Origin of the sequence: Pseudomonas sp. zfem002 (assembly GCF_032621685.1) — a bacterium.
Taxonomy (GTDB): Bacteria; Pseudomonadota; Gammaproteobacteria; order Pseudomonadales; family Pseudomonadaceae; genus Aquipseudomonas; species Aquipseudomonas japonica.
On sequence record NZ_JAVYJH010000036.1, the window covers coordinates 14,424 to 39,896 of the forward strand.

19 protein-coding genes and 1 pseudogene are annotated in these 25,473 nt (G+C 67.2%); 17 read left to right on the top strand and 3 right to left on the bottom strand.

Annotated elements, in window-relative coordinates; translation table 11 throughout:
• The first annotated feature begins 38 nt into the window (after window positions 1-38).
• Genes RTI28_RS28110 through RTI28_RS28130 form a run of 5 tightly spaced genes read left to right on the top strand, consistent with a single transcriptional unit; the run spans window position 39 to window position 7,573 of the window.
• On the top strand, window positions 39-2,447 hold the full coding sequence (locus RTI28_RS28110; protein WP_316923518.1) for a TonB-dependent receptor: 2,409 nt from the start codon (window positions 39-41) through the stop codon (window positions 2,445-2,447).
• Window positions 2,448-2,501: 54 nt separating this feature from the next.
• Window positions 2,502-4,130: an ABC transporter substrate-binding protein gene (locus RTI28_RS28115; protein ID WP_316923519.1), complete on the top strand. Its 1,629-nt coding sequence runs from the start codon at window positions 2,502-2,504 to the stop codon at window positions 4,128-4,130.
• Window positions 4,127-5,077 carry an ABC transporter permease gene (locus RTI28_RS28120; RefSeq protein WP_316923520.1) on the top strand — a complete coding sequence of 317 codons (951 nt, stop codon included), beginning with the start codon at window positions 4,127-4,129 and terminating at the stop codon, window positions 5,075-5,077. The genes RTI28_RS28115 and RTI28_RS28120 overlap by 4 nt, the downstream gene beginning before the upstream one ends.
• Window position 5,078: 1 nt before the next feature.
• Complete coding sequence (locus tag RTI28_RS28125; protein WP_316923521.1) at window positions 5,079-5,972, top strand: ABC transporter permease; 894 nt, start codon at window positions 5,079-5,081, stop codon at window positions 5,970-5,972.
• The gene (locus tag RTI28_RS28130; protein WP_316923522.1) at window positions 5,969-7,573 is read left to right on the top strand and encodes an ABC transporter ATP-binding protein; all 1,605 of its coding nucleotides are present in this window, start codon (window positions 5,969-5,971) and stop codon (window positions 7,571-7,573) included. Before RTI28_RS28125 ends, RTI28_RS28130 begins: the two co-directional genes overlap by 4 nt.
• Window positions 7,574-7,707: 134 nt before the next feature.
• Here RTI28_RS28130 and sodC read toward each other — a convergent pair whose 3' ends face one another.
• Window positions 7,708-8,235 (bottom strand): superoxide dismutase [Cu-Zn] SodC, encoded by a 528-nt coding sequence (gene sodC, locus RTI28_RS28135; protein WP_316923523.1) that lies wholly within the window; start codon window positions 8,233-8,235, stop codon window positions 7,708-7,710.
• Between the two features lie 289 nt (window positions 8,236-8,524).
• Between sodC and RTI28_RS28140 the strand changes: the two genes are divergently transcribed.
• Entirely contained in the window at window positions 8,525-9,739 is a 1,215-nt protein-coding gene (locus RTI28_RS28140; protein WP_316923524.1) for a DUF3422 domain-containing protein, read from the top strand.
• A gap of 158 nt (window positions 9,740-9,897) precedes the next feature.
• Here RTI28_RS28140 and RTI28_RS28145 read toward each other — a convergent pair whose 3' ends face one another.
• Window positions 9,898-11,316 (bottom strand): amino acid permease, encoded by a 1,419-nt coding sequence (locus RTI28_RS28145; RefSeq protein ID WP_316923525.1) that lies wholly within the window; start codon window positions 11,314-11,316, stop codon window positions 9,898-9,900.
• 456 nt (window positions 11,317-11,772) lie between these two features.
• Here RTI28_RS28145 and RTI28_RS28150 point away from each other — a divergent pair, with 456 nt between their 5' ends.
• The 9 genes and pseudogenes from RTI28_RS28150 to RTI28_RS28190 all read left to right on the top strand — a co-directional run bounded on the left by RTI28_RS28150 (window position 11,773) and on the right by RTI28_RS28190 (window position 20,844).
• Entirely contained in the window at window positions 11,773-13,200 is a 1,428-nt protein-coding gene (locus RTI28_RS28150; protein WP_042129671.1) for a PLP-dependent aminotransferase family protein, read from the top strand.
• A gap of 609 nt (window positions 13,201-13,809) precedes the next feature.
• Entirely contained in the window at window positions 13,810-14,319 is a 510-nt protein-coding gene (locus RTI28_RS28155; protein WP_316923526.1) for a FecR domain-containing protein, read from the top strand.
• A gap of 100 nt (window positions 14,320-14,419) precedes the next feature.
• On the top strand, window positions 14,420-15,178 hold the full coding sequence (locus RTI28_RS28160; RefSeq protein WP_316923527.1) for a class I SAM-dependent methyltransferase: 759 nt from the start codon (window positions 14,420-14,422) through the stop codon (window positions 15,176-15,178).
• Window positions 15,179-15,386: 208 nt separating this feature from the next.
• Window positions 15,387-16,238 (top strand): STAS domain-containing protein, encoded by an 852-nt coding sequence (locus tag RTI28_RS28165; protein WP_316923528.1) that lies wholly within the window; start codon window positions 15,387-15,389, stop codon window positions 16,236-16,238.
• 4 nt (window positions 16,239-16,242) lie between these two features.
• Entirely contained in the window at window positions 16,243-16,605 is a 363-nt protein-coding gene (locus RTI28_RS28170; RefSeq protein WP_316923529.1) for an STAS domain-containing protein, read from the top strand.
• Window positions 16,602-17,006, top strand: a complete 405-nt coding sequence (locus RTI28_RS28175; protein WP_316923530.1) for an anti-sigma regulatory factor — start codon at window positions 16,602-16,604, stop codon at window positions 17,004-17,006. Before RTI28_RS28170 ends, RTI28_RS28175 begins: the two co-directional genes overlap by 4 nt.
• The gene (locus RTI28_RS28180) at window positions 17,003-18,013 is read left to right on the top strand and encodes an ATP-binding protein (RefSeq protein WP_316923535.1); all 1,011 of its coding nucleotides are present in this window, start codon (window positions 17,003-17,005) and stop codon (window positions 18,011-18,013) included. The genes RTI28_RS28175 and RTI28_RS28180 overlap by 4 nt, the downstream gene beginning before the upstream one ends.
• Window positions 18,006-18,878 (top strand): sensor histidine kinase, encoded by an 873-nt coding sequence (locus tag RTI28_RS28185; protein WP_316923531.1) that lies wholly within the window; start codon window positions 18,006-18,008, stop codon window positions 18,876-18,878. Before RTI28_RS28180 ends, RTI28_RS28185 begins: the two co-directional genes overlap by 8 nt.
• Window positions 18,868-20,844 (top strand): annotated as a pseudogene (locus tag RTI28_RS28190) (response regulator). The gene RTI28_RS28185 and the pseudogene RTI28_RS28190 overlap by 11 nt, the downstream one beginning before the upstream one ends.
• 104 nt (window positions 20,845-20,948) lie before the next feature.
• On the opposite strand, the gene RTI28_RS28195 reads toward RTI28_RS28190, so the two are convergent.
• The gene (locus RTI28_RS28195) at window positions 20,949-21,845 is read right to left on the bottom strand and encodes a LysR substrate-binding domain-containing protein (protein ID WP_316923532.1); all 897 of its coding nucleotides are present in this window, start codon (window positions 21,843-21,845) and stop codon (window positions 20,949-20,951) included.
• Between the two features lie 152 nt (window positions 21,846-21,997).
• Here RTI28_RS28195 and RTI28_RS28200 point away from each other — a divergent pair, with 152 nt between their 5' ends.
• Both RTI28_RS28200 and RTI28_RS28205 read left to right on the top strand, forming a co-directional pair.
• Window positions 21,998-25,012 carry an FAD-binding and (Fe-S)-binding domain-containing protein gene (locus RTI28_RS28200; protein WP_316923533.1) on the top strand — a complete coding sequence of 1,005 codons (3,015 nt, stop codon included), beginning with the start codon at window positions 21,998-22,000 and terminating at the stop codon, window positions 25,010-25,012.
• Between the two features lie 225 nt (window positions 25,013-25,237).
• Window positions 25,238-25,473, top strand: a 236-nt coding sequence (locus RTI28_RS28205; RefSeq protein WP_316923534.1) for a hypothetical protein, incomplete at its 3' end; no start/stop codon positions are given.

A 25,473-nucleotide genomic window follows, 5' to 3' on the forward strand; every position in this document is an offset into this window, starting at 1 on the left:
CACCCAGGGCCAGTGCCAGCTTCGATGGACCAAGCCGCATGCCCCGACACTTGCCGTTCAGTGCCCTGACCACCGCCCTGCTCCTCGCCGGCCTCGCCCCCGACAGCCAGGCCGCCAGCGGTGACACCCACCTGGACACCGTCACCGTGATCTCCACCGGCATCCGCGGGCAGCAACGCACGGTCGCCGACAGCCCGGCACCGATCGATGTGATCAACAGCGAGCAACTGCTCAAGACCGGCCGCGCCGAACTCTCCGAAGCCATCTCGCGGCTGCTGCCGTCGTTCAACTTCGGCACCAATATCGCCGGCTACAACTCGGTGACCCGGCCGCTGAGCAACCGCAGCCTGGGCCCGGCCTACACCCTGGTGCTGGTCAACGGCAAGCGCCGCCACAACGGCGCCATCGGCCAGCGCGGCAATATCGACAACAGCGGCGCCAATGCCGTGGACATCGACCTGATCCCGGTCAGCGCGGTGGACCACATCGAAGTGCTCAAGGACAGCGCCGCGGCCCAGTACGGCTCCGACGCGGTGGCCGGGGTGATCAATATCATCCTCAAGTCCGGCGCTGCCGGCGGCCATGTCGAAAGCAGCTACGGCAAGCTCTATTCCGGCCAGGGCGAAACGCTCAAGGTGGCCGGCGACCAGGGCTTCAAGCTCGGCGAAAGCGGCTTCCTGCATCTGTCCGCCGACGCCCGCAAGCGCGGCACCGCAGCCTGGAACGACAAGGCCGACAGCAGCGTGCGGGCCTTTCGCGACCCGCTCAAGCAGGCCACCTGGGACCGCGTGGCGATCAAGAACGGCGACCCGCAGATCAAGGCCTTCAACCTTGCCTGGAATGCCGAGCTGCCACTGGACGCCCTGACCCTCTACTCCTACGCCACCTACGGCGAACGCGACGCCGAGGCCTACAACTACTTCCGCCTGCCCACCGGCAGCGCCGCGGTGCCCGAGCTGTTCCCCGACGGCTACTACCCGCTGAACAACATCAAGGACCGCGACTACCAGTTCCTCTTCGGCGGCAAGGGCGAACGTGCCGACTGGCACTGGGACCTGAGCACCACCTATGGACGCAACAACATCCACCACTCCAGCGACTTCAACATCAACCCGTCGCTGGGCCCGGCGACACCGACGAAATTCGACAACCTGGCGACCTTCCGCTTCGAGCAGTGGGTCAACAACTTCGACCTGACCCGGCGCTACGACAGCCTGTTCGGCCTGACCTCGCCGGTACAGGTCTCGGCCGGCCTGGAACATCGCTGGGAGCGCTTCAGTACCTTCGCCGGCGAGCCCGCGGCCTACATCACCGGCAGCTACCCCGCCGCCTCCGGCGCCCAGGCCGCGGTGACCCTGCGTCCGGAAGACGAAGTCAGCCTGATCCGCAACAACTACGCGGCCTACCTCGACCTCGGCTTCGACCTGACCGAGCGCTGGTTCCTCGACCTGGCCGGGCGCGTCGAGCACTACGACGACGATTCCGGCAACACCTTCGGCCTCAAGCTCAATTCGCGCTACGAACTGACCGAGCAGGTCGCCGTGCGCGGCACCGTCGGCACCGGCTTCCGCGCGCCGTCGCTGACCCAGGTCGGCTACACCGTGGCGGACAACCGGGTCGCCATCGACGTCAATGGCAACGTGGTCCCCGCCGTGACCCGCCTGACCCCGTCCGACAGCAGACTGGCCGCGGCCCTCGGCGGCGACAAGCTGGAACCGGAGAAATCGCGCAACCTCGGTCTCGGCCTGACCTGGCAACCGGCACCGCGCACCAGCATCACCGCCGACGCCTACCTGATCGACATCGACGATCGCATCACCCTGACCAGCAACCTCTACGACCAGGGCAACGGGGTGATCACCCGCATCCTGCAAAGCCAGGGCGTCGCCCGCGGAACCTGGGTCAACTACTACACCAACGCCTACGACACACGGACCAAGGGCCTGGATATCGTCGCCGACCACAGCAGCGATTTCGGCGCCTGGGGCGACGTGCGCTGGAGCCTGGCGTTCAACTGGAACAAGACCAGCATCGAGGACGTGCGCGACACCCCGGCGGCGCTGGCCGGTTCCGGAGTGACCCTGGTCGGCCGCGACCGCGAGGGCGACCTCACCGTGGCCAGCCCGCGGACCAAGTGGATCCTCGGCGCCAACTGGAAGGTCGACGACCTCGCCATCAACCTGCAGACCACCCGCTACGGCAGCGTCAAGACCCTCGCGGTCAACCCCAGTGGCGACCGCAGCTTCGGCGCCAAGTGGATCACCGACCTGGACATCGCCTACACCCTGTTCGACCAGCTGACCGTCAGTGTCGGCGCCACCAACCTGTTCGACGTGCGCCCGGACCGGCACGCGGTGTACAGCCCGCTGGGCCTGGCGCCCTACGGCAACCCGCCGTTCCATCCGGGTGGCGGTTACTGGTACAGCAAGATCGCCTACGACTTCTAAGCCCATCCGGCCGCACCGCCGGGATGCGGTGCGGCCCTCACGGAGGACCCGCCCATGCGACTGCAACGAACCCTGGCCAGCACGGCCATCCTGCTGGCCCTGGGCCTGACGCTCACCGGCTGCAAGCCCGGCCAGGCCGACGCCCAGGCCGCCAGCACGCTGAAGATCGCCTTCTTCAGCGACAACACGCAACTGGTCAGCATCGACCCGTTCCAGGTCTACTGGATCGAACACCGGGTGGTCCTGCGCAACGTGGTCGAGGCCCTGACCGACCAGGACCCGCAGAGCGGCCAGATCATTCCCTGGCTGGCACAGCGCTGGGAGATCAGCCCGGACGCCCGCGAGTACACCTTTTACCTGCGCCAGGGCGTGACCTTCAGCAACGGCGAAGTGTTCGACGCCCAGGCGGTGAAGACCGCCTTCGACAGCAACAAGGCCTTCGCCAGCGAAGTGCCGAGCACCTTCGGCGCCACCTACCTGGCCGGCTACGACCACGCCGAGATCCTCGATCCCTACACCATCAAGCTGGTGCTGAACAAACCCAACGCCGGCTTCCTCCAGGCCACCTCCACCACCAACCTGTCGATCCTCGCCCCCGAGTCCTACCGCAAGAACGCCAGGGAGCGTTCCCTCGGCGCGGTGATCGGCACCGGACCCTACACCATCGAGCACTACACCCCGGAAAGCGGCCTGCGCCTGGTGCGTCGCCAAGGCTATGCCTGGGCCTCGGCCAACGTGCAGAACAAGGGCGAGGCGCACCTGGCGGCCATCGAGGTCAGCTACGTGCCCGAGGAAAGCGTGCGCAACGGCCTGTTCCTGCAGGGCAAGGTGGACATCCTCTGGCCGCGGGTGCCGTTCTCCGAGGTCGACCTGCAACTGTTCCAGCGCAACGCCGCGACCATCCAGAGCCGCTCCCTGCCGGGCCCGGCGTGGAACCTCTACCCCAACACCCGCAACAACCGCATCCTCGGCGACCACAACGTGCGCCTGGCGCTGCTCAAGGCCATCGACCGCAAGAGCTACGCCAGCACCGTGTACAACGCCGAGTTCCCGGTGGTGGACGGGGTGTACGACGTGACCACGCCGTTCTTCCGCAGCCAGGGCGACAAGCTGGCCTATGACCCGCAGGGCGCGGCGCAACTGCTCGACGCCGCCGGCTGGCCCCTCGGCCCGGACAACTATCGCTACAAGGACGGCAAGCGCCTGACCCTGGTCTACAGCCTGGCCGGCAAGGAAACCCCCGGCGATGTGCTGATCCAGGACCAGCTGCGCAAGGTCGGCATCGACCTCAAGCTGCGCGTGCAGACCACCGCCGAGTGGGCCGCGGCCAACGCCGCCGGCAACTACGACCTGACCCTGAGCTACATGACCCGCGCCGACCCGATCGTCCTGCAGAGCATCCTCGATCCGCGCAGCGCCAACAGCTCGACCCTGGCCACCAACACCTACACCCCCACCGTGCTGCCCCAGGCGCAGAACCTGTTCGACGCCGGCCTCACCGCCACCACGCCCGGCCAGCGTGCCGATGCCTACGGCCAGCTGCAGGACCTGCTGATCGACCAGGGCTCGGCGATCCCGGTGTACGAGCGGGTCTGGCAGGCGGCGACCTCGCCACGGGTGCAGAACTTCCGCTGGAGCGCCGAAGGCTTCGCCTTCCTCAACGACATCGAGGTCAAGCCATGAGCCGCTACCTGCTCGGCCGTATCGCCCAGGCCGCGCTGGTGCTGTGGGGCGCGTACAGCATCACCTACTTCATCCTCTACCTGCTGCCGGGGGATCCGCTGAGCATCATGCTCAGTGCCTCGGGCATGGAGATCGATGCGCTGTCGCCCGAGCAACTGGCCAAGGCGCGGGTCTACTACGGCCTCGACCAGGGCCTGCTGGAGCGCTATGTCGACCTGCTCCTGGGCGTGCTGCAGGGCGATCTCGGCCAGTCGCTGACCCTCAATCGGCCGGTCACCGAGATCCTTGCCGAGCGCCTGCCGCAGACCCTGAGCCTGGCCGGCCTGGCCATCGTCCTGTCGCTGATCGGCGGGGTCGGCCTGGCCTATCTCGCCGCCTACGTGCGCTGGCAGCCGCTCAAGGTGTTTCTCGCGCGCCTGCCGGCCCTGGGCTTTTCCGTGCCGGTGTTCTGGATGGGCCTGCTGCTGATCCAGATCTTCGCCTTCGGCCTGGGCTGGTTCCCGGCCACCGGCAGCGTCGGCTTCGACAGCCTGGTGCTGCCGGCGGTGACCCTGGCCATCCCCAGCGCCGCGGTGTACGCCCAGGTGCTGCAGCGCGGTTTCCAGGACGTCTGGCGCGAGCCCTATATCGCCACCGCCTGGGCCAAGGGCCTGAGCCGTTCCCAGGTCCAGGCGCGCCATGCGTTTCGCAATGCCGCCCTGCCGCTGCTGACCCTGATCGGCCTGCAGGTGGGCAACACGGTGTCCGGGGCGGTACTGGTGGAAACCATCTTCGCCCGCAACGGTGTCGGCCGCCTGGTCCAGGAAGCCGTGCTGCGCCAGGACATTCCCCTGGTGCTGGCGGTGGTCACGGTGTCCGCCGCCGCCTTCGTGCTGGTCAACCTGCTGGTGGACCTGCTCTATCCGATTCTCGATCCGCGCATTACCCATGCGCCCAAGGTGAGCTGAGATGACCGTCCTGCACCGCCGTCTTGTCCGTGCCCTGCCCGTCAACGACGCCTGGCGTCCGCGGCGCCGCCTGCAACGCCTGCTGGACCAGGCCGGACCGCTGCTGCGCCGGCCCGGCTTCGTGCTGGCGCTGGTCCTGGTGCTGTTCACCCTGGTCGCCGCGCTGGCGCCCTGGCTGTTCACCCAGGTCGATCCCTACGCCACCCAGCCTTCGGCCAAGCTGCTGCCGCCCAGCCTCGGCCACTGGTTCGGCACCGATGAACTGGGGCGCGATCTCTACACCCGGGTGCTCTACGGCGCGCGGCTGTCGGTGGAAGCGGCCTTGCTCGCGGTGGGCCTGGCGCTGGTCTGCGGCCTGGGCCTGGGCATCGTCTCGGGCTTCGTCGGCGGGCGCCTGGACGCGGTGATCATGCGCCTGGTCGATGTGCTGCTGGCCCTGCCCGGCCTGCTGCTGGCCCTGGCCATCGTCACCGCCATCGGCTTCGGCACCATTCCGGTGGCGATTGCCGTGGGCGTCGGGATCATCCCCGGCTTCGCCCGCACCACCCGCGCCGAGGTGCTGCGGATCAAGACCCTGCCCTACGTCGAGGCGGCACGCCTGGGCGGCGCCAGTTGGGGACGCACCCTGCTGCGCCATGTCCTGCCCAACGCCTGGGGGCCGGTGGCGGTGCTCGCCACCCTGGATATCGGCGCGGCGATCCTGGCCACCGCCGGCCTCAGCTTTCTCGGTTTCGGCGCCGCGCCGCCGGCGGCGGAATGGGGCACGCTGATCGCCAACGGCCGCCACTTCCTGATCACCGCGCCCTGGGTCTCGCTGCTGCCGGGGCTGTTCCTGGTGCTGGTGGTGTTCAGCCTCAACCATATCGCCCGCACCTTCGAGGAAAACCAGCGATGAGCCGCCTGATCGATGTCGAGAACCTCAAGGTCAGCTACCGCAGCGGCGGCCGTGTCACCGAAGCGGTGCGCGGCGTCAGTTTCCATCTCGATCCGGGCGAGACCCTGGCCATCGTCGGCGAGTCCGGCTCGGGCAAGACCACGATCGCCAGCGCCCTGCTCGGCCTGCTGCCGGTGACCGCGCGCATCGACGACGGGCGCCTGGCCGTGGCCGGGCAGGACATCAGCCATGCCAGCGAACGCAGCAAGCAGCGCCTGCGCGGGCGGGTGGTCGGCCTGGTGCCGCAGGACCCGATGGTCAGCCTCAACCCGACCCTGAGCATCGGCAAGCAGATCGGCGAAAGCCTGATCCTGCGCCATGGCCGGCGCTATCCGGGGCTGGATGCCGATGTCCTGGAATTGCTGCAGCAGGTCGGCATCGACAACCCGGCCCTGCGCGCCGCGCAGTATCCCCATGAGCTGTCCGGCGGCATGCGCCAGCGCGTGCTGATCGCCATCGCCCTGGCGGGCGAGCCGCAACTGATCATCGCCGACGAGCCCACCAGCGCCCTGGATGTCACGGTGCAGAAGCGCATCCTCGATCATCTCGAACAACTGGTGAAAGCCCGCGGCATCGCCCTGCTGATCATCACCCACGACCTTGGCGTGGCCGCCGACCGCGCCGACCGGGTGCTGGTGATGCGTCAGGGCGAGGTGGTGGAAAGCGGTGTGGCGCGGGAGGTCCTGTCGGCGCCTGCTCACGCCTATACCCGCGACCTGCTGGCGGCCGCGCCGGCCTTCGGCGAGACGCCGCGGCCGTTGCCCGTGGTGACTACCGGCAAGAAACCGCTGCTCGCCTTCGACGGCGTCGGCAAGACCTTCAGCCTGCCCCAGGGCCGCAGTTTCCAGGCCTTGCAGGGCCTCAGCCTGAAGGTCTACCCGGGCCAGACCCTGGCCATCGTCGGCGAATCGGGTTCGGGCAAGAGCACCAGCCTGCGCATCGCCCTCGGCCTGGAGCAGCCCAGCAGCGGCCAGGTGCGCTTTGCCGGGCAGGACATCGGCAAGCTGACCTGGAAGCAGTTCAGGCCGCTGCGCCAGCGCATGCAACTGGTGCAGCAGAACCCGTTCGCCGCCCTCGATCCGCGATTCAGCATCTACCAGAGCGTGGTCGAACCGCTGGTTTCGTTCGGCCTGCTCAAGGGCCGCGAACTGGAACAGGCGGCGCGGCGCCTGATGGAGCAGGTGCAGTTGCCGGCGAGTTACCTGGACCGGCTGCCGCGGGAGTTGTCCGGCGGCCAGCGCCAGCGCGTGGCGATCGCCCGGGCGCTGGCCTTGCAGCCGGACCTGTTGCTGCTCGACGAGCCGGTGTCGGCGCTGGATGTGTCGGTGCAGGCGCAGATTCTCGACCTGCTGCGGGAACTGCAGGCGGAGCTGGGGGTGGCCTATGTGCTGGTGTCCCACGACCTGGCGGTGGTGGCCAGCCTGGCGCATCAGGTGGTGGTGCTGAAGCAGGGACAGGTGGTGGAACAGGGCGAGGCGCAGCAGGTGCTGGAGCAGCCGCGGGAGGCTTATACGCGGGAATTGCTGGAGGCGGTGCCGGGGAGACGGCTGGCGGTGGCTTGATTCTCTGGTGTGCTTGAGGGCCTCATCGCCGGCAACGCCGGCTCCCACAGGTTCAGCGCTGCCCTTGAGAGCGGCGCGATACCTGTGGGAGCCGGCGTTGCCGGCGATGAGGCCCGGGAGGCCAATGGAGAACCTTACTTGATAACCCCACAGGCAAACCGCGCCGCCCCGCCACCCAGCGGTGCCGGGTGATCGGAATGGTTGTCGCCGCCGGCATGGATCATCAGCGCATGGCCCTTGAGGTCCTCCAGCTTCTTGATCTTCGGCGCCAGCAGCGGCTGCGCGGCCTTGCCGTCGGCGGTGACGATCAGCGCCGGCAGGTCGCCCAGGTGGCCGCCGTCATCCCACGGGAAGCTGTGCTTGCCGGTGTTCTTCGGATCCCAGTGGCCGCCGGCGCCACCCGCCGGTACCGGCTTGCCATCGACCTCGGTCGGCGCGCAGCTGGGGTTGGCGTGCACATGGAAACCGTGCACACCCGCCGCCACGCCGCTCAGCTCGGGGGTGAACACCGCACCGTAGGGGCTCTCGGTGATGGTGACGAAGCCGACACTCTTGCCCTCGCCCTGGGCGGTGGCTTCCTTGAGTTCGACCTTGAGCGAATCCGCTGCCTGCACGGCAGCGCTGGCACACAGGGCAACGGACAGGGCAATCCACTTTTTCATGAGGTACGTTCCTTATATCGCGGGAAATCGGCTGTAGAGCTTAGACAAAACCCGGCCGGGCTTCGAATGAAAATCAGTCTCGGCAACATCAGGCAACAGCTCTGCCACAACAGTTCCCTTGAGTGACGCCATCGCCGGCGAGTCAGCGCCCGGGACAACACCTGGGCCCCTGCGACATTTCGTCCGCCCCACCGGCGTGACCCAGCGGTCACCCGCTGTTGTCTCCCTGATACGCGCCCCTCGCCGGGCGCCTTATCCGGAACAATCACAACAATACGGCTGACCCTTCATGCACGCCCAACGCACCGCCTTGCACAACGAGCTGCACGCCCGCCCGTCGCTGTATTTCGACGCGCCGGCGCATGTCTTCCACCTCGCCTTCATCGGCGGCCAGCGCGAGTGCGATGCCCTGCTCCGGCGCTGCTGCCCGGATGCCGACACCGACGCGGTGCAGGGCATCACCCGCTTCGACGGCTGCCCGTTCAAATGGGAACGCCACTCCGAATTCTTCACCCTGACCCTGGTGCGGCCCTCTGCCCACGCCGAGCCGGACTGGAGCGAGCTGCCCGCCACCCTGGCCGAGGCCATCGCGCCCTACCGCGAGCAGATCATCAATGCGCTGCAGGTGCTGGTGCGCGAGGAAGCCGACCTGCAGCTGGCGCGCTATGGCTTCAAGGACCCCAGCGGCTCCAGCGTCGGTGGCGGCAGTGCCGTGGTGTGGAGCGATTTTCGCCTCGACGACCAGGGCAACAACCGCCTGCTGTTCGTCAATCGCGGGCTCAACGCCTATCGCCTCGGGCGGATGATCCGTCGGCTGCTGGAGATCGAGACCTACCGCATGATGGCCTCGCTGGCGCTGAGTACGGCCAAGGCCCTGGGCCCGCAGCTGGATGGTTTCGACCGCAGCCTGGTCAACCTCTCCGAGCGCAATGCCGGGGCCAGTGGCGTGCAGGCCAAGGTGCTGCTGGAGGACATCGCCGAGCTGTCGCGCCAGGTGGTGGCCAGCACGGTGAAGAGCCGGCACCGCTTCAGCGCGACCCAGGCCTATGCGCAGCTGGTGTTCGAGCGTCTGGCGGAACTGCGCGAGGGGCATGTGGACGATTGCCAGCGCCTGGGGGTGTTCATCGAGCGGCGCTTCAAGCCCACCGTGCGCTACTGCGCGGCGACCGAACAGCGCCTGGAGCATCTGGCCAAGGGCGTGGCCAACCTCGGCGACCTGTTGCAGGCACGGGTGCAGGTGGAGATGGAGGAGCAGAACGCGGAGATCCTGCGCAGCCTGAATGCCCGGGCGGAATCGCAGATCAAGATCCAGCGGGCGGTGGAAGGCCTGTCGATCATCGCGATCACCTACTACCTGCTGAGCCTGTTCAAGTTGCTGTATGCGGGGCTGGATACCCTGGGCGCGCATGTTGCGCCGAGGGATGCGCTGCTGGGGCTGGCGCCGGTGGCGGGATTGATCCTGGGGGTGATCCTGTTGCGGATCAGGAAGGCCAAGCAACACTGAAAATGCCACGCCCTCCTGTAGGAGCTGGCTTGCCTGCGAAAGGACCGCGCAGCGGTCCCAGACCTCACTGTTGTCTGGGACCGCTGCGCGGTCCTTTCGCAGGCAAGCCAGCTCCTACAGGTCGTTCGCGGCGCAAAGCGCCCCGAAGGAGTGCGCCGTCAGGCGGCCTGTTTCAGGGCCCGCTGGTGCACGATCACACCGATCAACGCCACGACGATCGCCGCGATACCCGTGGAAACCACCAGCACCTGGTACTCCTCGACGAACGCCATGGTCACCAGGCAGCCGACGATGAACACAATGCTCAGGTAGGTCAGCCACGGGAACAGCCACATCTTCAGGCGGATCTGCTTGCCTTCGGCTTCCAGCTTGCGGCGCATCTTCAGTTGCGAGCAGGCGATCACCAGGTACACCAGCATGGCGATCATGCCGGTGGTGTTCATCAGGGTGTCGAGCACGTCCTTCGGACGCAGGGCCTCGCTGAAGTTGATCAGCGCGCAGAAGATCGCGATCGAGCACGAACCGATGATGGCGAACACCGGTACGCCGGTACCGGCACGGGTCATCTTGAAGATCGCCGGGGCATCGCCACGGCTGGCCAGGGAGAACAGCATGCGCGAAGCGGTGTAGTGCGCCGAGATCAGGCAGCTGCTGACCGAGGTCAGGACGACGAAGTTCATCACGAACTCGGCGCCCGGGATGCCCAGCATTTCCAGGGTGCGGCGGTACGAGCCGTAGCCGGAGGTGCCCATCAGCGGGTCGTTCCACGGCACCAGGCAGACGATCAGGAAGATCGAACCGATGTAGAACAGGCAGACGCGCCACACCACCGAATTGGTCGCCTTGACGATCTGCCCGGCCGGGTCCTTGGACTCGGAGGCGGCGATGGTGACGATTTCCGCGCCGAGGAAGGCGAACATCGCGCCGAGCATGGCTACCACCACCGACTCGATGCCGTTGGGCATGAAGCCGCCGTGGGCAGTCAGGTTGGCCATGCCGCTGACTTCACCGGTCGGCCACAGGTTCATCACCGCGGCGGTGCACACCACCAGGAAGCAGACGATCGCCACCACCTTGATCAGGGCGAACCAGAACTCGAACTCGCCGTAGTGCTTGACGTTGAAGAAGTTCACGCAGATCAGCGCCAGGGTCGCCATCAACACGAACTCGTTGATGCTCACCGAGGGGAACCAGCCGTGCAGGATCTTGCCGGCGACATACGCCTCCCAGGCCATCAGGATCACCCAGTAGCCCCAGTACAGCCAGCCGATGGTGAAACCGGCCCAGCGCCCGATGGCGCGCTCGGCGTAGGTGGAGAAGGAGCCGGTGTCCGGCGAGGAGGTCGCCATTTCGCCGAGCATGCGCATGACCAGCACCACCAGGATGCCGCCGGCCAGGTAGGCCAGTACCGCGGCCGGGCCGGCGCTGTGGATCACGCTGCCGGAACCGACGAACAGCGCGCCGCCGATCACCCCGGCGATCGACATCATGGTCAGGTGGCGTGATTTGAGCGAAGCCGCCAGCTTGCTCTCGTGCTCCGACTTCGTTGCCGAAGCCGATGTGGATGTTGCGTCCATCAGTGGTCTACCCCGTGTTCTTTTTATCCAAGGAAACTCGACAGGGGCGCGACATGGCGTCGCGCCCCCTGTTGCATCAGCTGCTCTGATTCGACGTGCGCAACGCTGCCCGAGCCGACGAACGGCCAAGTGCTGGGCAACTGGTATGTCGCGCTCAGGCTCGTCCGCTAAGCCTGAAAGGTACTGCGAGGACGCCGTGGACAACGCTTGCCGGCGTCGCCCTCGGCGGGTGGGACGCGAGGGCTGAGCCTCGCATCGGCAATGGGTGGTTCGACGAGCGGTTGTTCATGAAGCTTCACGGCATTGATCTAGCGGTAACTGATACCTAATGTAAAAATGTCCGGCCTCAAGAGCCATGCACAGTGCGCACTGATTGTCACTGCACTGTACAGGTGGCCAATGCAATACAGCGCAGGCGCGGCCGGCGTCCTGCTCACCCCAAGGCACTGCTTTCCCATGTTCGAACTACGCCCCGACGCCTCGCCCCCGCTGGTGAACCAGATCATCAACGGGCTGCGCGACGCGATCGAGAACCAGACCCTCAAGCCCGGCGCCAAGGTCCCGTCGATCCGCGCGTTCGCGGCGAAATACTCGGTGAGCACCTTCACCGTGGTCGAGGCCTATGACCGCCTGGTGGCCCAGGGTCTGCTGGTCAGCCGCGGCACCGCCGGGTTCTTCGTCAACCGCGCCGCCAGCGATCTGCTCGACGCCCAGGCCAGCGAGCCGGACGCGGCCAAGCCGGCGTTCAACTCCGAGTGGTACCTGCAGCAGATCTTCGAAAGCCGGCAACTGGCGTTCAAGCCCGGTTGCGGCTGGCTGCCCAACGACTGGATGTTCGAGGACGGCCTGCGTCGCGGCCTGCGCCAGGTGGCCAGCAGCGTCCTCGAGCTGAGCGGCTACGGCGACCCCATGGGCCTGGCCGAACTGCGTACCCTGACCGCGCAGAACCTGCAGCAGGACCTGCGCATCGTCGTGCCGCCGAACCAGCTGATGCTCACCCATGGCGCCAGCCAGGCCCTCGACCTGGCGGTGCGCACCCTGGTCCGCCCGGGGGACGTGGTGCTGGTGGACGATCCCGGCTACCCCAACCTGATGAGTATCCTGCGCTTCCAGGGCGCGACCCTGATCGGCGTGCCGCGCACCCCCAACGGCTACGACCTCGATCACCTCGAACGCCTGCTCGCCGAGCACCGCCCGACGGTGTTCTTCACCCAGCCGCACCTGCACAGCCCGACCTGCTCGCGGACCCCGCTGGTGCAGTTGCACCGCCTGCTGCAACTGGCCAGCCAGCATGGTTTCCGCCTGGTGGAGAACAACCTCTACGCCGACATGATCGAGGAGCCGCTGCCCTGCCTGACCAGCCTCGACCACCTGCAGCAGGTGGTCTATGTCGGCAGCTATTCGAAGAGCATCTCGCCCAACGTGCGGGTCGGCTACATGCTGGCCAACCCGGAGCTGATGCAGCAGTTGCTGCAGTTGAAGATGCGCTCGGGCCTGACCACCTCGCAGGTGATGGAACGGGTGGTCTACGCCGCGATCACTGACGGCCGCTGGCGCAAGCACCTCAAGCGCCTGCGCCAGCGCCTCGCCGAGGCGCACCAGGAGGTTGGCCGGCAACTGGCGCGGTTGGGTTTCGAGCGCTTCATCGACAGCGACGAAGGCATGTACATCTGGACCCGCCACCCGGCCATCGCCGACAGCGCCGCGCTGGTCGACGATGCGCTGGACCAGGGCATCATGCTCGGTCCCGGGCAGTTGTTCCTGGTGGACTCCCAGGCCACCGGCTGGATGCGCTTCAATGTCGCGTTCAGTACCGATCCGGCGTTGTGGGAGCAACTGGAGAAGCTGCTGGTCAAGCATGTGCGGGCGGGCAAGGAGCGCTAGACGCCGGTCCACCGCAGCCCCCTGTGGGAGCTGGCTTGCCAGCGATGAGCATGGGTATCTACACAACTTTGAGGGCCTGGCGGGAAACCGCATAAAGGCCGCCAGGTGCCTGTCTTGAGTCTTGCAGCGCCCTCCAGATCGAGCGCCGCCCGCGCGGCGCATCGCGGATGAATCCGCTCCCACATTTGTTGCAACGTGCCATGGCCTGTTGGATTTGAGTTGTCAGCCTTTGTTTTTTCGACGATGCATCGCGGGGAGGCTGTTGGGCTCGACTCGGTATCGAGTCGAACCAACAAGGCGGTCAACCATGGCCTGTCAGGCATAGGTACGTTGCAACAAATGTGGGAGCGGATTCATCCGCGATGCGCCGCGCGGGCGGCGCTCGATCTGGAGGGCGCTGCAAGACTCAAGACAGGCTCCTAGCGGCCTTGATGCGGTCCCCCGACAAGCCTTCGAAGATGTGTAGATACCCCTGCAGCGATGAGGCCAGTGCTGGCAATGATGTTGTCCGGACGGACGCCATCACTGGCAAACCAGCTCCCACCCGCGGCGAGCCAGCCAGTGATTCATGGTCTACCGTTGCCCAATCCCCCTGCGCAACGGCCGCCCATGTCCCGCTACAACCGCACCACCACAGCCCTCGGCATGGCCGCCCTGATCGCCGCCTCGGCCCTGCTCGGCCTGCCCTACTGGCGCGAGGACTTCGCCCTCGCCGATCTCAGCACCGGCAGCGGCCAGCGGCACAGCCAGCGCCTGGCGGACGGCAGCCAGCTGACCCTCGACGCCAGCTCCTCGGTTGCCCTGCAGTTCGGCGACGATCAGCACCTGATCCGCCTTCTCTCCGGGCAGATCCTCGTCGAAGCCGGCGCCAGGCCGCTGCGGGTATCCACCCCGCAGGCCCTGGTCGAAACCCATGACGCCCGCGTCGTCATCGGCCGTGCGCAAGGCACCACCTGGGTCAGCCAACTGGCTGGCAGCAGCCGCATCGCCGAGCAGTTGACCCTCAATGCCGGCCAGCGGGTGCGGGTGACCGACAACGGCATCGAGCCGGCGCATCCGCTGGATGCCGGCGCCCTGGAACAGGCCTGGAACACGCAGCGCCCGACACCGTCGCCTTGACCGGGTTTCCTGTCGCACAGGGCAGAAAAAGGTCGAATGTCCAGCGCCATCGCAACGCGCTAGGATCGAACGACCAAAAAGAAAGACAGAGGCCGGTTTCATGACAAGCGCGACATTCAAGGATCATTTCTCCAGCGGCTCCGCCGGCTACGCGGCCTACCGACCGAGCTACCCCCTGGAACTGATCGACGAGCTCACCAGCATCAGCCCCGGCACCGGCCGGGCCCTGGACTGTGGCTGCGGCACCGGGCAACTGTCGGTGCTCCTGGCCGAACGCTTCGACGAAGTGATCGCCACCGACGCCAGCGCCGCGCAGATCGCCGCCGCCGAACCGCGCGAGGGCGTGATCTACCGCACCGCCCTGGCCGAGGACAGCGGCCTGCCCGCCGACAGCGTCGACCTCATCACCGTGGCCCAGGCTGCCCACTGGCTGGACCTTGAGGCGTTCTACGGCGAAGCCCGGCGCATCGCCCGACCGCAGGCGGCGATCGCCCTGATCACCTACGGCGTGCTGCACCTGGAAGGCGAGCTGGATGGTCCGCTGCAGCAGTTCTACCACCAGACCATCGCCCCTTACTGGCCGCCGGAACGCCGTCATGTCGAGACCGGCTATCGCGACCTGCCCTTCCCCTTCACCGAGATCGAGGTGCCGCCGCAGGTCATCGAGATGCGCTGGACCCTGGCGCAGCTGATCGGCTACCTGAACACCTGGTCGGCGGTGAAGGCCGCGGAACAGGCCCTCGGCCACAGTCCGCTGGACGGCGTGGCACAGCAGCTCGCCGAGGCCTGGGGCGACCCGGCGACCCGGCGCCTGGTCACCTGGCCGCTGACCCTGCGCGCCGGGCGTATTCGCGACTGACCAGCGCGGCGGCCAGGTGCCGCCGCCGCTTCTCCCCCGCGCGCGATCAAATCCCCCGTTCCCCACGGAACCATTTGCTCGCGCCAGCACTCGGAACCTCATTCCCCGCCAATACTGGCCAAGCGCCCAAGCGTTTTCCCTGCACAGCGCTACTCTGCAATGAGCCGATACGGTCGGAAACCGGCCCAATTCCCAGGAGCAACGATCCATGGCAGCACTCAGTTCCAGCACCCTCGAAGCGATCCAGGTCCAGCGCCCGCAACTGCTCGAAGAATGGAGCCGCGACCTGGAAGCCAGCGGCGCCACGCGCAACATCAGGGAGCAGGACCTGCAGCAGCAGACCGATGATTTCCTCCACCTGCTGATCGCCGGGCTGGAAAACCAGGCCGGGACCAATATCGGCGCCAGCGGCTGGGACGATGCCCGCCAGTTCCTGGAAAAGCTTTCGCAGAGCCGCGCCCTGCTCGGGCATGACTCGCACCAGACCGCCAACTTCATCTTCGCCCTCAAGGGCCCGCTGTTCGCCCTGCTGCAGAGCCATTACCGCGACCAACCGGGGCAACTGGCCGAGCAGCTGCGGGAGGTTTCCGAACTGCTCGACGCCCTCGGCATGCACACCATCCGCACCTACCAGAAGTCCCGCGAAGCGGTGATCAAGCGCCAGCAGGAAGAACTGCTGGAGCTGTCGACCCCGGTGGTCAAGCTGTGGGACGGCATCCTCGCCCTGCCGATGATCGGCACCCTCGACTCGCAGCGCACCCAGGTGGTGATGGAGTCGCTGCTGCAGCGCATCGTCGATACCGGCGCGGAAATCGCCATCATCGACATCACCGGCGTGCCCACCATCGATACCCTGGTGGCCCAGCACCTGCTCAAGACCGTCACCGCCATTCGCCTGATGGGCGCCGACTGCATCATCAGCGGCGTACGTCCGCAGATCGCCCAGACCATCGTCCACCTCGGCCTCGACCTGCAGGGGGTGACCACCAAGGCCAACCTCGCCGACGCCCTCAAGCTCGCCCTGTCGCGTATCGGCGTCAGTGTCGGCAAGCCGGTCTGACGCCATGGAACGCATCCCGATCCTGCAAATGGGCGACTACCTGCTGGTGACCATCCAGGTCGACATGCATGACCAGCTCGCCCTGACCCTCCAGGAAGACCTCGCCGAACGCATCAGCCGCACCTCGGCCAGGGGCGTGCTGATCGATATCTCGGCGCTGGACATGGTCGACTCGTTCATCGGCCGGATGATTGGCACCATTTCCGGGCTGTCGCGGATCATGGACGCGCAGACCGTGCTGGTGGGCATGCAGCCCTCGGTGGCGATCACCCTGGTGGAACTGGGCCTGACCCTGCCGGGGGTGAGCACCGCACTGAACGTCGAGCGTGGCATGCAGAAGCTGCGCGCCCAGGTGGAAGGCTCATGAACCTGCGCAGCAGTGGTACCCAGGCGGTGCGCCTGGAACAGGACGTGGTCCTGGCCCGGCAGACCGCGCGCAAGCTGGCCACCGAGTGCGGCATGCGCCTGATCGACCAGACCAAGCTGGTCACCGCGGTCAGCGAGTTGGCGCGCAACACCGTGGTCTACGGCGGCGGCGGCGACATGGACTGGCAGGTCCTGGAAGACATCGGCCGCGTCGGCCTGCGCCTGAGCTTTCGCGACAACGGCCCGGGCATCGCCGACGTCAAGCTGGCCATGACCGACGGCTGGACCTCCGGCGGCGGCCTCGGCCTCGGCCTGACCGGGGCCCGCCGCCTGGTGGACGAGTTCGACCTGCAGACCGAACCCGGCGCGGGCACCTGCGTGACGATTACCCGATGGACATGAGGGTGACCGGCTCGCCAACCCAGGTGCTGGCGATCGAAGAGGTGTCGCAGATCGGCCATGCCCGCCGCACGGCGCAGAAACTCGCCCAGCAGCAGGGTTTCAACGAGACCGATGGCGGGCGGGTGGCGCTGGTGACCACCGAACTGGCGAGCAATATCCTCAAGCATGCCGGCCGCGGCGAAATACACCTGCGCGTGCTGCCGCGCCCCGTTCGCAACGCTATCGAAGTGCTGGCGGTGGACCGCGCCGGCGGCTTCGACCCCGTGACCTGCCTGGCCGACGGCTATTCCACCGGCGGCACCCAGGGCATCGGCCTCGGTGCGGTGCTGCGCCAGGCCGACGTGTTCGACCTGCATGCCGACGAGCGCGGCACGGTGCTGCTCGCACGTTTCCAGGCCAGCGCCGATCGCGCCCCCGACCTGCGCTTCGGCGTCAGCCAGCATGCCCTGCACGACGACCCGCACTGCGGCGACAGCTGGGCCCTGGCGGTCGAGGGCGGCGCCATCAGCGCCCTGCTGGTGGACGGCCTGGGCCACGGCGAGGAGGCCGAGCAGGCCGCCCATGCCGGGCGCGCGGCGTTCATCGCGCAGCCCTTCAGCGCCCCGCACCTGCTGATGGAGGACCTGCACCTGGCGATGAAAGCCAGTCGCGGCGGCGCCGTGGCCATCGCCCGCTTCGATGCGCGGCGCGACACCCTCGACTTCGCCGGCATCGGCAACATCAGCGCCAGCCTGGTGACCCCGGAACGCAGCCGCGGCCTGACCTCCCAGCCCGGCATCGTCGGCGCGCAATACCGCAAGGTGCAGACCTTCGACTACGCGGGCGTGGCGGCAAACCTGCTGGTCCTGCACAGCGATGGCCTGCAATCGCGCTGGAACCTGCGCGACTACCCCGGCCTGGCCCTGCGCCACCCAGCGGTGATCGCCACGGTGCTGCACCGCGACTTCAGCCGCGGGCGCGACGATGTAACCGTTCTGGTGACCGCCCTGGAGACCCCCGATGACTGACCTGTCCACCCTCTCCAGCGAGCAGCGGGCCCTGTTCGAGCGCCTGCAGGGTGAAAACGACGCCCTGCGCGCCGAGCTGGACGAAACCAACCAGGGCGTGCTGGCGCTGTACTCGGAGCTGGACACCCAGGCCGAACAGCTGCGTCAGGCCTCGGACCTGAAAAGCCGCTTCCTGTCCTACATGAGCCACGAGTTCCGCACCCCGCTGGGCTCGATCCTGAGCATCACCAGCCTGCTCGCCGACGAACTGGACGGCCCGCTGAGTCCCGAGCAGCACAAGCAGGTGGCCTTCGTCAGCACCGCCACCCGCGAACTCAGCGACATGGTCGACGACCTGCTCGACCTGGCCAAGATCGAGGCCGGACGCATCACCATCTCCCCCGGCTGGTTCGACATGCTCGACCTGTTCGCCGCCCTGCGCGGCATGTTCCGGCCGATCGTCAACAGCACCGACGTCGACCTGATCTTCGAGGAGCCGACCGGCCTGCCGCGGCTCTACACCGACGACAAGAAGCTGGCGCAGATCCTGCGCAATTTCATCTCCAACTCGCTGAAGTTCACCCTCGCCGGCGAAGTGCGGGTTTCGGCCAGCCTCGAAGGCAGCGACCGCGTCCGCTTCGCCGTCAGCGACACCGGCATCGGTATCGCGCCGGAGCTGCATGGCGCGCTGTTCGAAGACTTCTCCCAGGTCGATTCGCCGTTGCAGAAGCGCCTGCGCGGCACCGGCCTCGGCCTGTCGCTGTGCAAGCGCTTCGCCGCCCTGCTCGGCGGCACGGTCGGGGTGAGCAGCGCACCGGGGGTCGGCTCGACCTTTTTCGTCATCATCCCCCTGGCCGTAGCCATGGAGGTCGCCGATGAAACGTGACCTGCAGCTGCTGATCGTCGACGACAACGCCGCCACCCGCTACGCCCTGCGCCGGCGTCTCGACCGCCACGGCTACACCGTGCTGGAGGCCGGTACCGGTGGCGAGGGCCTGGCGCTGATCGAACGGCAGCACATCGACGCGCTGATCCTCGACGTCAACCTGCCGGACATGAGCGGCTTCGATATCGTCCGCACACTGCGCGCCGATCCGCGTACCGCGCTGCTGCCGGTGATCCATGTGTAGGCGGCATCGATCCAGACCGGCGACATCATCACCGGCCTCGACGCCGGCGCCGATGCCTACCTGATCCACCCCATCGACCCCGACGTGCTGCTGGCGACCCTGCGCACCCTGCTGCGGGTCCGCGACGCGGAAGACGCCCTGCGCGACAGCGAGGCGCGCCTGCGCGAGATCTTCACCAATGTCTCGGCGCCCCTCGCCGTGCTGGACGCCAACCTGCACGTCCACGAATGCAACCAGGCCTTCGCCCAACTGCTCGAAGGCAGCGACGACCCGCAGAGCGTGCGCCAGTGCCTGGAAGACAACGACGCCGCGGTGATCGGCGAACTGCGCCTGCGCCTGGCCGACAGCGAACGCTGGCAAGGCACCCTGAACATGCGGGTCAAGGGCGAGCGGCGCGAGACCGAATGGCAGATCTCGCCCTACCGCACGCCGGGCTCGAGCCTGGTGTTCGTCGAGGACGTCACCGAACACCGCCATCGCGAGCGCTCGCACCTGGCGCAACTGGACGATGCCAACACCCAGCTGGCCAAGGAAGTTGCCGAACACGCGCGCACCGAGGCGCAACTGCTTCAGGTGCAGAAGATGGATGCCCTGGGCAAGCTCACCGGCGGCATCGCCCACGACTTCAACAACCTGCTCACCGGGATCATCACCAGCCTCGAACTGATCCGCAAACAGGTCGATGGGCAGGCCGCCGGCAAGCTCCAGCTGTACGCCGACGCCGCGCTCAACTCGGCCACCAGCGCCGCCGCGCTGACCCATCGCCTGCTCGCCTTCGCCCGCCAGCAACCGCTGGATGCCCGTCCGGTGGATGTCAACGAGCACGTACGCTCGCTGGAGGATCTGCTGATCCGCACCATCGGCGAGCGCATCGTGCTGAAACTGGAACTGACCCATCAGCCGGCCATCGCCCTGGTCGACCCGGTGCAGCTGGAAAGCGCCGTGCTCAACCTGGTGATCAACGCCCGCGATGCCCTGCCCGAGGGCGGGCATATCTGGATCAGCACCTACGCGGCGCATGCGCGGGGCAATCCGAAACTGCAGGACGGCGCCTATGTCACCCTGTCGGTGCGCGACGACGGCATCGGTATCGAGCACAGCCTGATCGACAAGGTCTTCGAACCCTTCTTCACCACCAAGCCACTGGGCCAGGGGACCGGCCTGGGCCTCTCGACCATCTACGGCTTCGCCCGCCAGTCCGGCGGCGATGCGCATATCCGCAGCGTGATCGGCCGGGGTACCGAGGTGAGCCTGATGCTGCCCGCCGGCGACAAAATCCCCGGCATCCCGCCGCTGTCCCAGGGCAGCGTCGATCCCCAGGGCCAGGGCGAACACATCCTGATCGTCGAGGACATGCCCTCGGTACGCCTGTTCGTCAGCGAAGTGCTGCTCGACGCCGGCTACCGCTGCACCACGGCGGACAGCATCGAGCAGGCGCTGGAGCACCTGCAGCGGGATACCTCCATCGACCTGCTGCTCAGCGATGTCGGCCTGCCGCGCATGAGCGGCCGCGAGCTGGCGGATGTCGCCCGTGGCTGGCGCGCCGACCTGCCGATCCTGTTCATGACCGGCTACGCGCAGACCGCGCTGAACCGCCAGGCCTTCCTCGCCCCGGGCATGGACATGCTGTTCAAGCCGTTCCAGATCAGCGAGCTGCTGGACAAGGTGCGCAGGGCCCTTGACGGAGGCCTGCTGGCCTGCCCCGCCCCCCCGTCCCCGTAGGAGCGTGGCTCGCCCGCGAAAGGACCGCGAAGCGGTCCCAAAATCGCATGGACAGCACCATTTTGGGGACCGCTTTGCGGTCCTTTCGCGGGCGAGCCACGCTCCTACGGGGATTCGTCCAACTCTTCCAGCAACCACCCACGAAACGCCTCCAGCGCCGGCAATGCCTGGTTTCTCGGCGGGTACGCCAGGTAGTAGCCACGAGCACTGGCATACGGCGCCAGCGGGCTGACCAGCTTGCCCTCGGCCAGTTCGTCGGCGATGAGAATCCGCGGCACCAGGCCGATGCCGATATCCGCGCGCACCGCCTGGATCAGGTGCGAGGTCAGCTCGAAGCTCGGCCCCAGGCGCATCGACTGGTGCGTCAGGCCATGGTGGGAAAACCAGTCGCCCCAGGCGTTGGCGTTGTTGGTCACGCTGAGCAGGTTCTGCCGGACGATGTCCTGCGGCGTCCACGCCTGACGCGAAGCCGCCAGCGCCGGCGAGAGGATCACCAGCAGCTCCTCGGCATGCAGCCGATGGCAGATCAGCCCCGGCTGCTCGCCAGTGGCGACGACGATGGCGGCATCGATGCCGCTGGTGGCGAAATCCACCGGTTCGATCCGCGAGTTGATATGCACCAGCACCTCGGGATGGCGCCGATAGAACTCGTGCAGGCGCGGCAGCAGCCATTTCGAACCGAAGGTCGGCAAGGTCGCCAGGCGCAGGCTGCCGCCACCGCCGTGGTGAGCGATGGCATGCAGGGTGGCGCTGCGGATGCGCCCGAGGGCCTCGCTGATCTCGCGCTGGTACAGGCGCCCGACCTCGGTGAGCTTGACCGTGCGCCCCTCGCGACGGAACAGGATCACCCCCAGTTGCTGCTCCAGGGTCTGTACCTGGCGACTCACCGCGCTCTGGGTCAGGGCCAGCTCCTCCGCCGCGCGGGTGTAGCTTTCATGCCGGGCGGCGGCCTCGAAGGCCAGGAGCAGCGACATGGACGGGGTCAGGTTGCGGTAATTCATTCAAAAAACTCATCAAAGGCTGCGCCATTATCCGTTTGTGTCCGCGGCGACACTACGGAATCATTGGCATCATCCACCATCTGACCGAAGGATGACCATACATCCAGGTCAAGTATTCATGATTAGCCGCCATTAAAAGAGGCCATCCAGCGATGATCGCCCAGCTCCCCGTCAGCGCCCCTGCCGCCGACTACCGTGTCTTTCTCGATGCCCTGCGCGCTGCCGGTTTCCGTGGCCAGTTCAGCGCCGACTACGGCACCCGCACCGTGCTCGCCACCGACAACTCCATCTACCAGCGCCTGCCCCAGGCCGCGGTGTTCCCGCTGGACGCCGACGACGTGGCGAAAGTCGCCACACTGATGGCCGAGCCGCGCTTCCGCCAGATCAAGCTGACCCCGCGCGGCGGCGGCACCGGGACCAACGGCCAGTCGCTGACCGACGGCATCGTCGTCGACCTGTCGCGGCACATGAACCAGATCCTCGAGATCAACGTCGAGGAACGCTGGGTACGGGTCCAGGCCGGGGTGGTCAAGGACCAGCTCAACGCCGCGCTGAAGCCCCACGGGCTGTTCTTCGCCCCCGAGCTGTCCACCTCCAACCGCGCCACCGTCGGCGGCATGATCAACACCGACGCCAGTGGCCAGGGCAGTTGCACCTACGGCAAGACCCGCGACCACGTGCTGGAACTGCACAGCGTGCTGCTCGGCGGCGAACGCCTGCACAGCCTGCCGGTGGACGACGCCACCCTGGATGCCGCCTGCGCCCTGCCCGGTCGCGTCGGCGCGGTCTATCGCATGGCCCGGGAGATCCAGGAAACCCAGGGCGAGCTGATCGAAAGCACCTTCCCCAAGCTCAACCGCTGCCTGACCGGCTACGACCTCGCGCACCTGCGCGACGACGACGGCCGCTTCAACCTCAACAGCGTGCTGTGCGGCGCCGAGGGCTCGCTGGGCTATGTCGTCGAGGCCAAGCTCAACGTGCTGCCGATCCCGAAGTACGCGGTGCTGGTCAACGTGCGCTACAGCAGCTTCATGGACGCCCTGCGCGACGCCAATGCGCTGATGGCGCACAAGCCGCTGTCGATCGAGACGGTGGACTCGCGGGTGCTGATGCTGGCGATGCAGGACATCGTCTGGCACAGCGTCGCCGAATACTTCCCGGCCGATCCCGGCAAGCCGACCCTGGGCATCAACCTGGTGGAGTTCTGCGGCGATGAGCCGGACGAGGTCAACGCCCGGGTCGCGGCCTTCATCGAGCATCTGCAGGGCGACCAGAGCGTCGAGCGCCTCGGTCATACCCTGGCCGAGGGCGCGGCGGCGGTGACCCGCGTCTACACCATGCGCAAGCGCTCGGTGGGCCTGCTCGGCAACGTCGAGGGCGAAGTGCGCCCGCAGCCGTTCGTCGAAGACACTGCGGTCCCGCCGGAGCGGCTGGCCGACTACATCGCCGAATTCCGCGCCCTGCTCGACGGCCACGGCCTGACCTACGGCATGTTCGGCCACGTCGATGCCGGCGTGCTCCACGTGCGTCCGGCCCTGGACATGAAGGACCCGGCCCAGGCCGCGCTGGTCAAACCGATCTCCGACGCCGTCGCCGCCCTCACCCTGCGCTACGGCGGCCTGCTCTGGGGCGAGCACGGCAAGGGCCTGCGCTCGGAATACGTGCCGGAATACTTCGGCGCCCTGTACCCGGCGCTGCAACGCCTGAAAGGCGCATTCGACCCGCACAACCAGCTCAACCCGGGCAAGATCTGCACCCCGCCGGACAGCGCCGAGGGCCTGATCAAGGTCAACGAAGCGCCGCTGCGGGGCGAGCACGACCGGCAGATCGACGAGCGCGTCTGGCAGAGCTTCGCCAGCGCGGTGCACTGCAACGGCAACGGCGCCTGCTACAACTACGACCCCGACGACGCCATGTGCCCGTCGTGGAAAGCCACCCGCCAGCGCCAGCATTCGCCCAAGGGCCGCGCCTCGCTGATCCGCGAATGGCTGCGCCTGCAAGGGGCGGCGAACGTCGACGTGCTCAAGCCCGACGGCACCTCCTGGCTCAAGGGCCTGCCGCAGCGCCTGCGCAATGTCCGTGCGCAGCAACAGGGCCAGGCCGACTTCTCCCATGAGGTCTACGACGCCATGGCCGGCTGCCTGGCGTGCAAGTCCTGCGCCGGGCAGTGCCCGATCAAGGTCAACGTGCCGGACTTCCGCTCGCGCTTCCTCGAGCTGTACCACAACCGCTACCAGCGGCCGCTGCGCGACTACCTGATCGGCTCGCTGGAATTCACCATTCCGTACCTGGCCTACGCACCGGGGCTGTACAACGCGGTGATGGGATCGAAATTCGTCGGCGGCCTGCTGGCCGAGCGCATCGGCATGGTCGACAGCCCGCTGATCAGCCGTTTCAACTTCCAGGCCACGCTCAAGCGTTGCGGCGTGCGCGCGGCCAGCGTGCCGGCGCTGCGCGAGCTGACCCCGGCGCAGCGCGAGCGCAGCATCGTGCTGGTCCAGGATGCCTTCACCCGCTACTTCGAGACGCCGTTGCTGGCCGCCTTCATCGACCTGGCCCATCGCCTCGGGCACAAGGTGTTCCTCGCCCCGTACAGCGCCAACGGCAAGCCGCTGCATGTGCAGGGCTTCCTCGGCGCGTTCGCCAGGGCCGCGATCCGCAACGGCACGCAGCTCAAGGCCCTGGCCGACTGCGGCGTGCCGCTGGTGGGACTGGACCCGGCGATGACCCTGGTGTATCGCCAGGAGTACCAGAAGGTGCCGGGCCTGGAAGGCTCGCCGAAGGTGCTGCTGCCGCAGGAATGGTTGATGGACGTGCTGCCGGAGCAGAGCGGTGGCAAGACCGCCAGCTTCCGCCTGCTGGCGCACTGCACCGAGAAGACCAACGTGCCGGCCAGTACCAGGCAGTGGGAGCAGGTGTTCTCGCGCCTGGGGCTGAAACTGGCGACCGAGGCCACCGGCTGCTGCGGCATGTCCGGGACCTACGGGCACGAGGCGCGCAACCAGGAAACCTCGAAGGTGATCTTCGAACAGTCCTGGGCCGGCAAGCTGGACAAGGACGGCGAGCCGCTGGCGACCGGGTATTCGTGCCGCAGCCAGGTCAAGCGCATGGCGGACCGCAAGTTGCGCCATCCGCTGGAGGTGGTGTTGCAGTATGTGATTGGGTGAAGGCTGGGGGCCGTGATCGGCTCCCTTTCTTTTGCTGTTTTCACTGGCCTCATCGCTGCATGGGTATCTACACATCTTTGAAGGCTTGCCGGGCGCTTCATGGCCGCCAGGTGCTTGTCTTGAGTCCTGCAGCGTCCTTGAGATCGAGCGCCGTCCGCACGGCGCATCGCGGGCAATGCCCGCTCCCACATTTGCTGCAACGTGCCATGGCCTGTTGGATTTGAGTTGTCAGCCTTTGTTTTTTCGGCGATGCATCGCGGGGAGGCTGTTGGGCTCGACTCGGTATCGAGTCGAGCCAACAAGGCGGTCAACCATGGCCTGACAGACATAGGTACGTTGCAACAAATGTGGGAGCAACTGTCTTCGAGGACTTTTTTAAAAACGATTCCTCCAGACATAGCTTCGCCAGCAACACAGCTCTCCGGTGTTGCTGGCGAAAACCCCGCTCAATATTTCAGTCC

What these genes read in the sequence shown, in the direction of transcription:
- RTI28_RS28110 (WP_316923518.1), top strand. Translation starts at nt 39, where the DNA reads ATGCCCCGACACTTGCCGTTCAGTGCCCTGACCACCGCCCTGCTCCTC.
- RTI28_RS28115 (WP_316923519.1), top strand. Translation starts at nt 2,502, where the DNA reads ATGCGACTGCAACGAACCCTGGCCAGCACGGCCATCCTGCTGGCCCTG.
- RTI28_RS28120 (WP_316923520.1), top strand. Translation starts at nt 4,127, where the DNA reads ATGAGCCGCTACCTGCTCGGCCGTATCGCCCAGGCCGCGCTGGTGCTG.
- RTI28_RS28125 (WP_316923521.1), top strand. Translation starts at nt 5,079, where the DNA reads ATGACCGTCCTGCACCGCCGTCTTGTCCGTGCCCTGCCCGTCAACGAC.
- RTI28_RS28130 (WP_316923522.1), top strand. Translation starts at nt 5,969, where the DNA reads ATGAGCCGCCTGATCGATGTCGAGAACCTCAAGGTCAGCTACCGCAGC.
- sodC (WP_316923523.1), bottom strand. Translation starts at nt 8,235, where the DNA reads ATGAAAAAGTGGATTGCCCTGTCCGTTGCCCTGTGTGCCAGCGCTGCC.
- RTI28_RS28140 (WP_316923524.1), top strand. Translation starts at nt 8,525, where the DNA reads ATGCACGCCCAACGCACCGCCTTGCACAACGAGCTGCACGCCCGCCCG.
- RTI28_RS28145 (WP_316923525.1), bottom strand. Translation starts at nt 11,316, where the DNA reads ATGGACGCAACATCCACATCGGCTTCGGCAACGAAGTCGGAGCACGAG.
- RTI28_RS28150 (WP_042129671.1), top strand. Translation starts at nt 11,773, where the DNA reads ATGTTCGAACTACGCCCCGACGCCTCGCCCCCGCTGGTGAACCAGATC.
- RTI28_RS28155 (WP_316923526.1), top strand. Translation starts at nt 13,810, where the DNA reads ATGTCCCGCTACAACCGCACCACCACAGCCCTCGGCATGGCCGCCCTG.
- RTI28_RS28160 (WP_316923527.1), top strand. Translation starts at nt 14,420, where the DNA reads ATGACAAGCGCGACATTCAAGGATCATTTCTCCAGCGGCTCCGCCGGC.
- RTI28_RS28165 (WP_316923528.1), top strand. Translation starts at nt 15,387, where the DNA reads ATGGCAGCACTCAGTTCCAGCACCCTCGAAGCGATCCAGGTCCAGCGC.
- RTI28_RS28170 (WP_316923529.1), top strand. Translation starts at nt 16,243, where the DNA reads ATGGAACGCATCCCGATCCTGCAAATGGGCGACTACCTGCTGGTGACC.
- RTI28_RS28175 (WP_316923530.1), top strand. Translation starts at nt 16,602, where the DNA reads ATGAACCTGCGCAGCAGTGGTACCCAGGCGGTGCGCCTGGAACAGGAC.
- RTI28_RS28180 (WP_316923535.1), top strand. Translation starts at nt 17,003, where the DNA reads ATGAGGGTGACCGGCTCGCCAACCCAGGTGCTGGCGATCGAAGAGGTG.
- RTI28_RS28185 (WP_316923531.1), top strand. Translation starts at nt 18,006, where the DNA reads ATGACTGACCTGTCCACCCTCTCCAGCGAGCAGCGGGCCCTGTTCGAG.
- RTI28_RS28195 (WP_316923532.1), bottom strand. Translation starts at nt 21,845, where the DNA reads ATGAATTACCGCAACCTGACCCCGTCCATGTCGCTGCTCCTGGCCTTC.
- RTI28_RS28200 (WP_316923533.1), top strand. Translation starts at nt 21,998, where the DNA reads ATGATCGCCCAGCTCCCCGTCAGCGCCCCTGCCGCCGACTACCGTGTC.